12 protein-coding genes and 2 pseudogenes are annotated in these 12,737 nt (G+C 57.4%); 6 read left to right on the top strand and 8 right to left on the bottom strand.

What is annotated here, in order from left to right; translation table 11 throughout:
- The first annotated feature begins 84 nt into the window (after positions 1–84).
- From AC0L7L_RS07775 to clpA, 3 genes and pseudogenes are all read left to right on the top strand, one after another.
- The gene (locus AC0L7L_RS07775; protein ID WP_473513211.1) at positions 85–1,074 is read left to right on the top strand and encodes an extensin-like domain-containing protein; all 990 of its coding nucleotides are present in this window, start codon (positions 85–87) and stop codon (positions 1,072–1,074) included.
- A 453-nt stretch (positions 1,075–1,527) separates the two neighbouring features.
- Entirely contained in the window at positions 1,528–1,881 is a 354-nt protein-coding gene (clpS, locus tag AC0L7L_RS07770) for an ATP-dependent Clp protease adapter ClpS (protein WP_473513209.1), read from the top strand.
- A gap of 10 nt (positions 1,882–1,891) precedes the next feature.
- Positions 1,892–4,267, top strand: a pseudogene (gene clpA / locus AC0L7L_RS07765) (ATP-dependent Clp protease ATP-binding subunit ClpA); the annotation flags it as partial.
- A gap of 114 nt (positions 4,268–4,381) precedes the next feature.
- Here clpA and AC0L7L_RS07760 read toward each other — a convergent pair.
- The 4 genes from AC0L7L_RS07760 to AC0L7L_RS07745 form a co-directional block, all read right to left on the bottom strand.
- A complete protein-coding gene (locus AC0L7L_RS07760) occupies positions 4,382–4,975 on the bottom strand; it encodes an acyloxyacyl hydrolase (protein ID WP_473513207.1) in 594 nt (197 codons plus the stop codon).
- 133 nt (positions 4,976–5,108) lie between these two features.
- Entirely contained in the window at positions 5,109–5,783 is a 675-nt protein-coding gene (gene purQ, locus AC0L7L_RS07755; RefSeq protein WP_272211257.1) for a phosphoribosylformylglycinamidine synthase subunit PurQ, read from the bottom strand.
- Positions 5,784–5,805: 22 nt separating this feature from the next.
- Positions 5,806–6,054, bottom strand: coding sequence for a phosphoribosylformylglycinamidine synthase subunit PurS (gene purS, locus AC0L7L_RS07750; RefSeq protein WP_473513205.1), 249 nt, complete (start codon positions 6,052–6,054; stop codon positions 5,806–5,808).
- Between the two features lie 19 nt (positions 6,055–6,073).
- On the bottom strand, positions 6,074–6,829 hold the full coding sequence (locus AC0L7L_RS07745; protein ID WP_473513203.1) for a phosphoribosylaminoimidazolesuccinocarboxamide synthase: 756 nt from the start codon (positions 6,827–6,829) through the stop codon (positions 6,074–6,076).
- A 288-nt stretch (positions 6,830–7,117) separates the two neighbouring features.
- Here AC0L7L_RS07745 and AC0L7L_RS07740 point away from each other — a divergent pair, with 288 nt between their 5' ends.
- From AC0L7L_RS07740 to AC0L7L_RS07730, 3 genes are all read left to right on the top strand, one after another.
- On the top strand, positions 7,118–7,438 hold the full coding sequence (locus tag AC0L7L_RS07740; RefSeq protein ID WP_473513201.1) for a DUF1476 domain-containing protein: 321 nt from the start codon (positions 7,118–7,120) through the stop codon (positions 7,436–7,438).
- 117 nt (positions 7,439–7,555) lie between these two features.
- Entirely contained in the window at positions 7,556–8,392 is an 837-nt protein-coding gene (locus tag AC0L7L_RS07735; RefSeq protein ID WP_272210312.1) for an IS5 family transposase, read from the top strand.
- A gap of 300 nt (positions 8,393–8,692) precedes the next feature.
- A complete protein-coding gene (locus AC0L7L_RS07730; protein WP_473513199.1) occupies positions 8,693–9,010 on the top strand; it encodes a hypothetical protein in 318 nt (105 codons plus the stop codon).
- 150 nt (positions 9,011–9,160) lie between these two features.
- Here the strand turns inward: AC0L7L_RS07730 and AC0L7L_RS07725 are convergent, their stop codons facing one another.
- From AC0L7L_RS07725 to trpD, 4 genes and pseudogenes are all read right to left on the bottom strand, one after another.
- On the bottom strand, positions 9,161–10,387 hold the full coding sequence (locus AC0L7L_RS07725) for a molybdopterin molybdotransferase MoeA (RefSeq protein WP_473513197.1): 1,227 nt from the start codon (positions 10,385–10,387) through the stop codon (positions 9,161–9,163).
- A gap of 3 nt (positions 10,388–10,390) precedes the next feature.
- Positions 10,391–10,885: a cyclic pyranopterin monophosphate synthase MoaC gene (moaC, locus tag AC0L7L_RS07720; RefSeq protein ID WP_272211250.1), complete on the bottom strand. Its 495-nt coding sequence runs from the start codon at positions 10,883–10,885 to the stop codon at positions 10,391–10,393.
- A pseudogene (trpC, locus tag AC0L7L_RS07715) lies at positions 10,882–11,698 on the bottom strand (indole-3-glycerol phosphate synthase TrpC). The gene moaC and the pseudogene trpC overlap by 4 nt, the downstream one beginning before the upstream one ends.
- Before the next feature lie 11 nt (positions 11,699–11,709).
- Positions 11,710–12,732: an anthranilate phosphoribosyltransferase gene (gene trpD / locus AC0L7L_RS07710; protein WP_473513193.1), complete on the bottom strand. Its 1,023-nt coding sequence runs from the start codon at positions 12,730–12,732 to the stop codon at positions 11,710–11,712.
- Between the last annotated feature and the right edge of the window lie 5 nt (positions 12,733–12,737).

Here is a 12,737-nt window from a genome sequence, read left to right as displayed (position 1 = left end):
TCATCAGGTTTCAACCTGGGCACGATGAACGGTATGGCGTCTTTTTCTCATCTGCGGCACGCGGTTTCTTGCACGGCGATTTCCATGGCACTGGCCGGCTGTTCCATCGGCGGGCTGATGACTTCGTTTTCTGTCGATACCAGCGCCAAGCCTTCTCAGGTCGTTACCCGCAGCGAGATTGCGACGGCTCAGGTCACTTCGGCTCCGTCACCTGAAGTTGATTCAGCCCGGCTTGCTGCGGACGAGGCTCCGCCGCCGACCATCGAACAATTGATTGCCCAGACGGAGACATCTGCGGGTGTGCCGATCGACAGCTATCTTGGTTTCAGCGAGGCCGAAGATAAGGCCAGCGTTGCTGCCATTGCCGACAACGACGCACTGACCGCCGAGCAACAGACGGCGCGAGCGCAGGAGCCGGGTATCGACCCGATCAATACCGCATCGCTTTTGCCCCATGTTCAGCCCGGAGCGGGCGAGGGGGCTATGTCCCAACCAAAGCAAAACAGGATACCCGGGCTGATGCCGCTTGCCGAGCGGCAGTGCCGTAGTGAACTGAACCAGTTGGGCGTGACCTTCACGGATGTGGAAGCGATCGCGAACGGCAGCCAGTGCGGTATCGCCTATCCAGTCAAGCTGCAGAAACTCTCCGGCAATATCGACGTCTCTCCCGATGTCACAGTGAATTGTGAAACCGCGCTGGCTTTTGCCCAATGGGTTCAGAATGACTTGGCGCCCGCTGCGCGCGTACGCTATCTGACCGGCTTGAAATCGATCCAGACCATGGGTGGCTATTCCTGTCGGCGCGTGAATAACGGTACCAATTCGCGAACCATGTCAGAGCATTCGAAGGGGAATGCTATCGATATCGGTGGATTTACCCTGAATACCGGCAAGACAATCGACGTCTCACGCAAGGGCTTTTTTGCCTTCAGGGAGAAGGGGCTTCTGAAGTCCGCCCGTGCCAGTGGGTGCGAATATTTCAACACCGTGCTCGGCCCCGGCTACCCCAAACATAATGACCACTTCCATTTTGATCTGAAGCAGCGTTCGTCGGACACAACCTACTGCCAATAGGCGGGTTTGGGCGTTTTCCGGGGAAAAGGTAAGCGGCGGAGATGACGTCTCCAGCCGTTTTCTGAGGTTCTGTGCATTCCACAGAGGGCATCTCAAATTCTTGCACGAAACGATTCGCACTGCAATGCGTAACGTTTCGCGTCATCCTAAAGCCTACCGGATTTGCGGATACGGCTGAAGCTTCGCTTGAATTTGTTCGAATTTGTTTGAGTTTGAAGTCTGAGCTTGCTGCGGGCTTGATGAGCGGGTCCGTGCCGAAATGCGAGGCCGGTGCGGCTCAATAGCGACTGATCGAGGTCGCCATATTTTCTTAATGACAAGCCCGGAAGAACGGCATTAAGATTGCTTCAGTCTCGGGGAGCTTGAAACGGACTCGGTACATACAGATATGAACGTCAACAAAAGCCTGGTGTACGCGGCTGAAAATCTTGAGGACGGACGGAGTTAGGAAGAATGATCGCGATGTCGATCCGGATGCAGAACGACCCTTCAAAAAACGGGGGCAATCCGAACCGCGGAACGACGGTGATCGCGCGCACCAAGCCCAAGACGAAGAAACCCAGTCTTTACCGGGTTCTTCTGCTGAATGATGACTACACACCAATGGAGTTTGTAATCCATATTCTGGAGCGTTTCTTCCAGAAGGATCGCGAGGCGGCCACCCGCATCATGCTCAACGTTCACAATAATGGCGTCGGCGAATGCGGGGTGTTTACCTATGAAGTGGCTGAGACCAAGGTCAGCCAGGTCATGGATTTTGCGCGTCAGCACCAACACCCATTGCAATGTGTCATGGAAAAGAAGTGAGGATCTGATCGTGCCAACATTCTCTCCCAGTCTCGAAAAGGTTCTGCATCAGGCTCTAACCTATGCAAATGACCGGCATCATGAATATGCGACGCTGGAGCACCTGCTCCTGGCTTTGCTTGATGATGGTGACGCGGCCGCAGTTATGGGTGCCTGCAATGTCGACCTCGACGCTTTGCGCAAAACAGTCATGGAATATGTCGATACCGAACTGGCCAATCTAGTGACCGGTTACGACGAGGATTCCAAGCCGACATCCGGTTTTCAACGCGTGATCCAGCGCGCTGTGATTCACGTACAGTCTTCCGGCCGCGAGGAGGTGACGGGTGCCAATGTGCTTGTTGCCATCTTTGCTGAACGCGAAAGCCATGCGGCCTATTTCCTGCAGCAGCAGGAAATGACCCGCTACGACGCGGTCAATTATATTTCCCACGGGATTGGCAAGCGGCCGGGGTCGTCGGAAACGCGTCCACCGCGCGGCATAAATTCTGAAAACGACGATGCCGAAAGCAATGCACAGCATGTCGAGGACAGCGGGCGCAAGCAACCTGATGCCCTGAAAGCCTATTGCGTCAATCTTAATGAAAAGGCGATGAGTGGCAAGATCGATCCGCTGATCGGCCGCGATGCCGAGGTCAGCCGGACCATTCAGGTTCTGTGCCGCCGCTCCAAGAACAACCCGCTTTATGTTGGCGACCCGGGTGTCGGCAAGACAGCGATCGCTGAAGGTCTGGCCAAGCGTATAGTCGAAGGCAAAGTGCCCGAGGCGCTGATTGATGCCACCATCTTCTCACTTGACATGGGCACGCTTCTCGCCGGTACGCGCTATCGTGGCGATTTCGAAGAACGCCTGAAGCAGGTGGTCAAGGAACTCGAGGAATATGAGGGGGCGGTGCTCTTCATCGACGAGATCCATACGGTGATCGGCGCCGGCGCAACATCGGGCGGCGCAATGGATGCGTCCAATCTTTTGAAGCCTGCGCTTTCCTCAGGGGCGATCCGTTGCATCGGGTCGACGACCTACAAGGAGTACCGCCAGTTCTTCGAAAAGGATCGCGCTCTGGTCCGCCGGTTCCAGAAGATTGATGTCAACGAGCCGTCTGTAGACGATGCAATCGAGATTATGAAGGGCCTGAAACCCTATTTCGAGGAATATCACAACCTGCGCTATACCAACGACGCCATCAAGGCGGCGGTAGAGCTGTCGGCACGCTACATTTCGGATCGCAAGCTGCCTGACAAGGCCATCGATGTGATTGACGAGAGCGGTGCGGCGCAAATGCTGGTTCCTGTTTCGCGCCGGCGCAAGATGATCACCGAAAAGGAGATCGAGGCTACGGTTGCGACCATGGCCCGCATTCCACCGAAGTCAGTCTCCAAGGATGACGAGCAGGTGCTTGCCAATCTCGAGCAGGAACTGCGCTCTGTGGTCTATGGGCAGGATACTGCAATCGACGCGCTGGCGACCGCGATCAAGCTTGCCCGGGCAGGCTTGCGCGAACCCAACAAGCCGATCGGCTCCTACATCTTCTCCGGCCCCACGGGTGTCGGTAAGACCGAGGTGTCTAAGCAGCTTGCTTCCTCGCTTGGTGTCGAATTGTTACGCTTCGACATGTCGGAATATATGGAACGTCACACGGTCTCGCGGCTTCTTGGTGCACCGCCCGGATATGTTGGCTTCGACCAGGGCGGACTTCTGACCGACGGCGTCGACCAGCATCCGCACTGCGTGGTGCTGCTTGACGAGATCGAGAAGGCGCATCCGGATATTTATAATATCCTGCTGCAGGTCATGGATCACGGCTCTCTGACGGATCACAACGGCAAGAAAATCGACTTCCGCAACGTCATTTTGATCATGACGACCAATGCGGGCGCAGCGGAAATGTCGAAATCAGCGATCGGGTTCGGGTCGTCGCGGCGCACCGGAGAAGACGAAGATGCGCTAAACCGTATCTTCACGCCGGAGTTCCGCAACCGTCTCGATGCGATCATCCCATTCGCTCCGCTGCCGACGGAAGTCATCCATCAGGTCGTTCAGAAATTCGTCATGCAGCTTGAATCGCAGCTTTCGGAACGCAATGTCACCTTCGAACTGGAGGACAAAGCAGTCGAATGGCTGGCCGGTCGTGGTTACGATGAGAAAATGGGCGCCCGTCCGCTGTCGCGCGTCATTCAGGAATACATCAAGAAGCCACTGGCGAATGAGATCCTGTTTGGAAAGCTGAAGAAGGGTGGAATTGTCCGGGTCGACGTTAAAATCGACAAGGATGGCAAGGAAGAGCTGGTGCTCGATGCCATCGCGGATTCCACACCGGTGAAGCCATCAGAATTGAAGTCCGACGCCCCGAAGGCCAAGTCCGGCAAGAAGGGCGGCTCCAAATCGAGCAAGTCTGCCGCGGAGTCCTGATCGGGAACCACAGGCTATGGCACAAACTAAGACGCCGGGCAGATCGCCCGGCGTTTTCAGTTTAAGAACGAAGCACTGAGGAGCGTGGCTTCAGAAACTCTTTGCAATGCCGAGACCACCATAGGTCAGCCCGCTGTTGGGGCTGGCGAGATCAGCATTTGACGAGTGTCGCACGGTTGCGGTGACGCTCCAGCTGTGATCCAGATCCACACCGAAGGCGATATACTCGTGAAACAAAACGTGGGAGCCAACGCCCGGGCCACGTCCGCCATATTCATCAAGGCTACCGTTCGTCAGTGCACCACCGAAGCCGATGTCGACAAATGTGGGGCCCGCGACCGGAAACTTCCAACTGGCACCGGCCATGATCTGGGAGGCCTCGTCAGCTGTCGAAATGCTGGCGCTCAGAAAGAAACGCGGGTGCAGAAACTTGTCAAAGCCTTCCCGGCCCTTGCTGTGAAGCGGGTCGAAGAACAAGCTTGGAATCAGAAATACGCCCTTCTCGAAATCAGAGTCAGTGCCGAGAGACGCTGCGACTTCAAAACGGGCTTCATCGAAAACACTGTCCTGGGAGACCGGAGCCGGGGCTTTTTCAACTTCAGCGTCTGCAGCGAAAACACTGCCCGCCCCCAGAGCCAGATACGCCACGATGGCAGCGGGCTTTACCAGCGATAATGAGCACATACGTCTTTCCAATAGTGAAACAGCCGCCGACGGTCCTATATCACGCGCCGACGTTAATGCGCCATTTCTGACGATTCCGGCTGCAAGGTCAAGCAAAAGCTCAATAGATGACTCCAAGGCGAGACGGAAAGGCTCACGCTGTGGCAAGCATGCCAAGGGCCGATTCAAACAGTCGCCGGCCATCCGTGCCACCGTGGGCTGTCTCGATCAGGTTTTCCGGATGCGGCATCATGCCGAGGACATTGCCCTTTGCATTCACCAGGCCGGCGATATCGTTGAGCGAGCCGTTCGGGTTCGTGCCTTCTGCATAGCGAAAAACCACCTGGGCGTGATCCTCAAGCCTTGCCAGTTCGTCAGCTTCAGCGAAATAATTGCCGTCGTGATGGGCCACGGGGCAGCGAACCACTTCATCCTGCGCATAAGCGGATGTAAAGACGGTGCGGTTGTTGGCGACCTGAAGGCGGACCTCACGGCAAACAAATTTGAGCGAGGCGTTGCGCATCAGCGCACCGGGGAGCAGTCCGGCCTCAAGCAGGATCTGGAAACCGTTGCACACGCCGATCACGCGCACACCCGCACGCGCCTTTTCGGCAACGGCACGCATCACCGGCATGCGCGCTGCAATGGCGCCACAGCGCAGATAGTCGCCGTAGGAAAATCCGCCGGGAATGACGATCAGATCGGCATCCGGCAGTTCTGTTTCGGTCTGCCAGACGGTGATCGGGTCGTGACCGGAGATCGTCCGGATCGCAGCGAACATGTCACGGTCGCGGTTGAGGCCCGGAAGCTGGATCAGTACGGTTTTCATGGCTTTCGCTCTCTTCCTGCCGTCAGACTTGGCTCAGCTCGACCGCGTAGTTCTCGATCACCATGTTGGCCAGAAGTTTCTCACACATGGCGGCAACATCGGCCTCTGCCTTGGCGCGGTCGTCGGTATCAAGAGAAAGGTCGAAGACCTTACCCTGCCGCGCGCCGGACAGCCCGTCGAAACCCAGGCCGTGCAGGGCGCCTTCAATGGCCTTTCCCTGCGGATCGAGAACGCCGTTTTTCAAGGTAACGATGACACGTGCATTGATCACTGGTTCAAACCCCAATCTTCTATTTGACAAGTACCGGTCCGGTTGCGCGTGACGGCTCGTTCTCGTTCATGATGCCGAGCCGGCGGGCGATTTCGGAATGGGCGCTGGTCGCCTTTCCACTGAGCGCATCGATATCCATGCGCTGGTGCGTCTGAAGGTCCAGCAGACGACACGAATCCGGCGAAATCTCATCGGCCAGAATAATACGCATCATCTCGCCTTCAAAAAAGCGGCCGCATTCGATCCTGAAGTCGACGAGTTGCATGCCGGCGCCCAGAAAAAGACCCGAGAGAAAGTCGTTGATGCGAATGGCCAGCGCCATCATGTCATCAAGTTCTGGCGGCATGGCCCAGCCGAAGGCCGTGATATGCTCTTCGGTCACGAGTGGATTGTCCAGCTCGTCCGATTTCAGCGAAAACTCGACGATCGAGCGGGGAAGGGGAACGCCTTCCTCGATGCCGAGCCTGCGTGAAAGAGACCCGGCCGCGATATTGCGGACGGTGACGATCAGCGGAATCATTTCCACTTCGCGCACAAGCTGCTCACGCATATTGAGGCGGCGGATAAAGTGTGTGGGAATGCCGATCGCGTTCAGATGGCCGAAGACATATTCGGAAATGCGGTTGTTGAGGACGCCCTTGCCGTCAATCACCTCGCCGGAGACGCCGGGCTGTGTGCCAGCATCGTCCTTGAAGAACTGGATGAGCGTTCCGGGCTCCGGGCCTTCATAAAGAACTTTGCCCTTGCCTTCGTAAACCCGGCGGCGACGATTCATTTTGAGCTCGCGAAGTTGGCATGACCGTTCTGGCCACGCTATATTTTTTGTCTCTCTCGCTGGCATAGCGAAGTCGTGCGGCTTTCTCAATCAAAACCAAGCGTTTTTCAAGGCAATTGCGACAACAACGCCCTGTTTGAATAAATTCGTCCGCGAATATCCGCGTTTTTAAACGATATTATTGAAAAAATTTAAGTCCTGTTCTTTTCAAACGTCATTTTTGAAGCCACTTTCATTGAGGCGGATATTGGTGTCCATGGAACAAGCTTGGCAAGTGGAGGTGTCGCGATGGCCGATACGATTTTCACCGATCGAGAGCGCGCTTTCGAAGCTGCGTTTGTGCATCAGGAAACGGCACGTTTCCGGATTGTCGCCCGGCGCAATCGTATGCTTGCGGCATGGGCGGCAGGACTGCTGGGCCGCGACGACATCGACGTCTATGCCAGCGAGGTGATCGCGGCAGACTTCACCCATAAAGGCCATGATGATGTTTTGCGTAAATTGATGCGTGACTTCTCAGCGGCTGGCATCGCCATCGACGAAGAAACAGTCCAACTGAAAATGAGCGCCTTTCTGCAGGCAGCAGACCAGCAGGTCGAACGGAACTAGAGGTTTGCCGTACATCTTCAAGAAAGCGGCAAGAATCTCAGAGCCCGATTTAAAAGTTGTTGAGTGATATCAGAAGGATGTGATTCAACCACCTCTGCCAAGAACGTGGAGGATCGCATGCCCTGGAATGATATCACCCGCCTGCAGCATAACCGGGATCGCCTTCGCTATCCAACCGATTTGACGGACCGTGAGTGGGCTGTAATTGCTCCACTGATACCGCTGGCCAAGCCCGGCGGGCGGCCACGGAAAACGAATATGAGGGAAGTGGTGAACGCGATCCTTTATATTGCGGGCAGCGGCAGTCAATGGCGGGCTCTGCCGAAGGACTTCCCTCCGGTCTCCACGGTGCGAGGCTATTTCTATGGCTGGCGCGACATCGGCCTTTGGCAGACCATCAATCATCTGCTCGTCTGCGCTACGCGCGAACTGGAGGGGCGCGAGGCCTCGCCCACAGCCGGTGTCATCGACAGCCAGAGTGTCAAGACCACCGAAAGCGGCGGGGTTTCGGGCTACGACGCCGGCAAGAAGATCAAGGGCCGCAAGCGCCACATCATCACCGATACGATCGGGCTGATGCTGTTCGTGCTTGTCCATGCTGCCGATATCCAGGACCGCGACGGTGCGCCCGATGTCCTGAAAGCCATCCGCTACCGTTTCCCCTGGTTGCGCCATGTCTTCGCAGATGGCGGCTATGCCGGGCAGAAGTTGCGAAAAGCGCTGCGCGGATGCGGCCAATGGAACCTTGAAATCATCAAGCGCTCCGACATAGCGAAAGGCTTTGAGGTTCTGCCCCGCCGATGGGTGGTGGAGCGCACCTTCGGCTGGTTCGGACGATGCCGTCGGTTGGCCAAAGATTGGGAAAAGTCCATCGCAAGCGCCACAGCATGGGTCAACATCGCCAGCATCAGGGTGATGACCAGACGCCTCGCACGATATTGTTTCCCATCATGAACTTTTGAATCCGGCTCTAAGTCTTCTGGTCATGAGACTGTTTGTGGTCAAGTGAACGGCTGCCAGGCTTGCTGCTGTCATGGTGCAGCCTATGAAGTGTGTCCAGGCCATCGTGTCTCTCCGTATTTGTCGCTGAATGCCCGATGCCGCGGATCTTTACCGCTTATTTCAGTCGTGCAATATTTGTCAGTCATGATTGATTTATATTCAAGTAAATCAAAATATATTTATTAATTATGTGTAAGATTGCTATCGTTTTCAGAATGTATAAAAATTGGGGATATTAAAGGGAGGATTACCGTGAACAACACAAGCCAAGTGCCGATGAGGCCCGAATTCAACATCGCAAAAAACATGACCTTTTTTGGGACGGAGGGGACATTCCTTGGTGGAACTGAGGACACGAGCAACATCCAAAACGCAACAGTGTCGATCAATGTATATAGCAAAACAGAAAATGATGACCTGGTCGCAAGCAACATCGCCGTGAGGCCCGACGGGACATGGGATGCAAGAATTACACCGCAATTGACTGCAGGTGATGATCTCTATGCGGAGGCTGTTGCGGATGCCATTGCATCACGCCCCAGCACATCAATTATCGTCCAGGGATCATAACAACACCTGCTGGCGCCGCAGAGAAACGGTGGCGCACCCTTTGCCTGGCACTCTGGCTGTGTCCTTTCGCTTCTCGATCAAGGTCAAGCACAAACACCCTTCAGCTCAGCTGTGGAGCGTCCCTAACAAACTCCGCTCTTGCGCTTACACTCAGCCCGTTTGCGCGTCGATTTTCATCACCGCCAGCGGTTCGCCGGGCTCGACGGCCGGCTCGTGTGGTTGACGCACAATCAGGCAGTCCGCCTCGGCAAGTTTCGAGACAAGCGATGAATCCTGGTTTTCGAACACCTCGACCATCGGACCTTCGGTGGCGGACACAAATCTGCCGCGCATATAGTGACGGCGTGGTCCGTTTGGCCCGATTGGTGTTGCAGCAATCGCCGTCTGCAGCCGCTTCAGCGGTGGCAGATGGCCAAGTGCGCGGATTAGCGGTTCGGCAAAAATCAGGGCACAGACATAAGCTGAGACCGGGTTTCCGGGCAGGCCGAGGACCTTCATATTGCCGAGGTTTCCAACCATCAGCGGTTTTCCGGGTCGCATGGCGATCTTCCAGAAATCGAGCGACATGCCCATGGCCTGAAGAGTTGGGCCAACAAGGTCACGATCGCCGACCGATGCGCCGCCGATCGTGATCAGCACATCGGCATCCCACGCGCACGCCTTGTCGACGGCCGCACGGATGGACGCCTCATCGTCGCGGGCAATGCCGAGATCGCGGATCGCCGCGGCATTCGTCCGGGCAAGCGATTGAATTGCGATACCAGCAGAGGCGGAAATCTGGCCGGGGCCGGGCAAGGTGCCCGGCGGCACGAGTTCGTCACCCGTCGCCAGCACGGCGACCCGTGGGCGGCGGTATACCGAGAGCTGGCCATGGCCGCCGGCGGCCGCCAGAGACAGGCTGCGGGCTTCAAGCAGGCAACCCCGGTGCAAAAGCGTTTGGCCTTCGCGGAAATCCTGTCCGGCGGCCCGGATGTTCGCGCCCGGTTCCGCAGCCATCGTGAGCGTAATCCGGCTGCTGCCAGCGCTTTGTGTATTTTCCTGGACGATGACGCTGTCGGCGCCGGGGGGCAGAGGCGCGCCGGTGAAAATCCGCATCGCCGTTGCCGGAGAGACTTCTCCGCCCGGCGTCGCACCGGCCGCAATCGTACCGGTCACGGCAAGCGTTGCGCCAGGTCGATCCGCGTCAGCGGCCCGCACGGCATAGCCATCCATGGCAGACGCGCTGAAGGGAGGCTGTGTCATACGCGAAACAATGTCTTCGGCAAGGACGCGCCCGTCAGCCTCGATCAGATCGAGTTTCTCAGTTTGGTTGATCGGAACAACGCCCTTCAGCAGTAATTCGAGCGCATCATCGACAGGTAGGAGGTTGCTTGCCACGGTTCAAACCTCCGCGCGTTTGAAGTCGCCGCTCGCTCCGCCAGACTTTGCCACGAGGCGGATCGCGCCGATCTCCATTTCACGGTCGACAGCCTTAGCCATGTCATAGATCGTGAGGCAGGCGATGGAAACCGCGGTCAGGGCTTCCATCTCGACACCGGTCTTGCCGGTCAGTCGGGCCGTGGCAGTGACCCGCAAACCGGGCAGGGCGTTGTCTGGCACGATATCCACCGCAATCTTGGTGAGCATCAGCGGATGGCAGAGCGGTATGAGACTGGCGGTCTGCTTTGCGCCCATTATTCCCGCGAGCCTGGCCGTCGCCAAAACATCACCCTTTTTCGCATTGCCGCTTTCGATCAGGGCCAGCGTTTCCGGCTTCATGCGCACATAGCCCTCAGCCGTAGCGCTGCGCTGTGTCTCGTCCTTGGCGCCGACATCGACCATATGAGCTTCGCCCTCGGACGAAAGATGCGTGAGTTTCGCGGTCCGGTCTGTCATTGCGCCCGCGCTTCATCGTTCGATCCCGTCAGCAGCGCGCGCGTTGCACTTTCGATGTCGTTTTTGCGCATCAGGCTTTCGCCAACGAGGAAAGTGGTCATGCCGCTCTTTTGAAGCCTCAGGCAGTCGTCATGAACAAAAACGCCGCTTTCTCCGATGATCAGCCGATTTTCCGGAACCATGCCGGCGAGCCGCTCGCTGGTTTCCAGAGAGACCTCGAAGGTTCTGAGATTGCGGTTGTTGATGCCGATCATCTCGGAGGAAAGCGTCAGCGCGCGTTCGCATTCTTCCTCGTTGTGCACTTCCAGAAGCGCATCCATCCCCAGATCGAAGGCGCTTTCCTCCAGTGCCCTGGCTTCATCGTCGGAAAGGCTTGCCATGATGATCAGAATACAGTCGGCACCCCAGGCCCGGGCTTCGTGGACCTGATAGGGTTCGAACATGAAATCCTTGCGCAGTGCGGGAAGGGTACAGGCATTGCGGGCTGCGGCCAGGAATTCGGGAGCGCCCTGAAAACTTGGTGTGTCCGTCAAGACCGAAAGGCAGGCAGCGCCGCCTTCCTCATAGGCCTTTGCAAAGGCAGGCGGATCGAAGTCCGGGCGAGATCAGGCCTTTGGACGGGCTGGCTTTCTTGATTTCGGCGATCAGGCCGAACTGTCCTTCGACCTGCTTCCGGCGAAGGGCAGCCAGAAAACCGCGCGGCGGCTCCTGGTTGCGCGCCCGCGCCTTCAGCTCCGCAAGCGAAACACGTGCCTTTGCCGCGGCGATTTCCTCGCGTTTGTAGGTCTCGATTTTCCGGAGGATATCGGTCATGGAAGCCTCGCTCAGCCTTCGAATTTCTGGTTGGAGACCGCGATGAGCCGATCAAGGGCCAGCGCCGCATTGCCGCTATCGAGTGACTGGGCGGCGATTTCCATCGCGCCGATCAATGTTTCGCTTTTGCCTGCAATCAGCAGTGCAGCGGCTGCGTTGCAGAGAGAAATGTCACGATAGGCGTTGCGCTCGCCGGCAAGCACTTGGCGAAGCGCCGCCGCGTTCACCTTGCCGTCACCGCCGCGCAGCGCCTCAAGCGGTACCTGATCAACACCGAAATCGGCGGTTGTCAGTGTGAATTCGCGGATCTTGCCACCGGCAAGCTCGACGACGCTGGTCTCGCCGGTCGTGGTGATTTCGTCGAGGCCTTGGCCATGCACGACCCAGACGCTTTCAGAGCCGAGATCACGCAGCACCTCAGCAAGCGGAACCAGCCATTGCGGTGAGAACACCCCGAGCAATTGGCGGCTGACGCCTGCCGGGTTGGCGAGCGGACCGAGAAGATTGAAGATCGTGCGTGTGCCGAGTTCGACGCGCGAGGGGCCGACATGGCGCATGGCGGCATGATGCTTCTGCGCGAACATGAAGCCTATGCCCGCTTCCTGCAGGCAGGCTTCGATGGCAGCAGGCCCGATATCGAGCTTGACACCGAGTTCGGAAAGGCTGTCGGCAGTGCCGGAACGCGAACTGAGTGCGCGATTGCCATGTTTCGCGACCGTTACCCCGGCGCCGGCCGTAATAATCGCTGCAAGCGTCGAAATATTGTAGGTGCCCGCGCCATCGCCGCCGGTCCCCACGATATCGATCGCCCCGTCGGGCGCGGCGACCGTGAGCATTTTCGCCCGCATCGTCTCGACCGCGCCGATGATTTCGTCCACCGTTTCGCCCTTGACCCTGAGTGCCATCAGGAAGCCGCCGATCTGGGACGGCGTCGCTTCGCCCGACATCAGGATATCGAAGGCCTGCCGTGATTCCGTGGCCGAAAGAGACTGGCCGGATGCGACCTTGGCTATGAAGGGTTTGAGCTCGGACATTTCAC

It is taken from the genome of Martelella sp. K41-7 (genome assembly GCF_055808365.1).
The sequence above is the reverse complement of the archived record's forward strand: the minus strand, read 5'-3'. Positions and strand labels throughout refer to the sequence as shown.

What these genes read in the sequence shown, in the direction of transcription:
- moaC (WP_272211250.1), bottom strand. Translation starts at nt 10,885, where the DNA reads ATGACAGACCGGACCGCGAAACTCACGCATCTTTCGTCCGAGGGCGAA.
- purQ (WP_272211257.1), bottom strand. Translation starts at nt 5,783, where the DNA reads ATGAAAACCGTACTGATCCAGCTTCCGGGCCTCAACCGCGACCGTGAC.
- trpD (WP_473513193.1), bottom strand. Translation starts at nt 12,732, where the DNA reads ATGTCCGAGCTCAAACCCTTCATAGCCAAGGTCGCATCCGGCCAGTCT.
- AC0L7L_RS07745 (WP_473513203.1), bottom strand. Translation starts at nt 6,829, where the DNA reads ATGAATCGTCGCCGCCGGGTTTACGAAGGCAAGGGCAAAGTTCTTTAT.
- AC0L7L_RS07775 (WP_473513211.1), top strand. Translation starts at nt 85, where the DNA reads ATGGCACTGGCCGGCTGTTCCATCGGCGGGCTGATGACTTCGTTTTCT.
- AC0L7L_RS07735 (WP_272210312.1), top strand. Translation starts at nt 7,556, where the DNA reads ATGCCCTGGAATGATATCACCCGCCTGCAGCATAACCGGGATCGCCTT.
- AC0L7L_RS07760 (WP_473513207.1), bottom strand. Translation starts at nt 4,975, where the DNA reads ATGTGCTCATTATCGCTGGTAAAGCCCGCTGCCATCGTGGCGTATCTG.
- AC0L7L_RS07740 (WP_473513201.1), top strand. Translation starts at nt 7,118, where the DNA reads ATGGCCGATACGATTTTCACCGATCGAGAGCGCGCTTTCGAAGCTGCG.
- clpS (WP_473513209.1), top strand. Translation starts at nt 1,528, where the DNA reads ATGATCGCGATGTCGATCCGGATGCAGAACGACCCTTCAAAAAACGGG.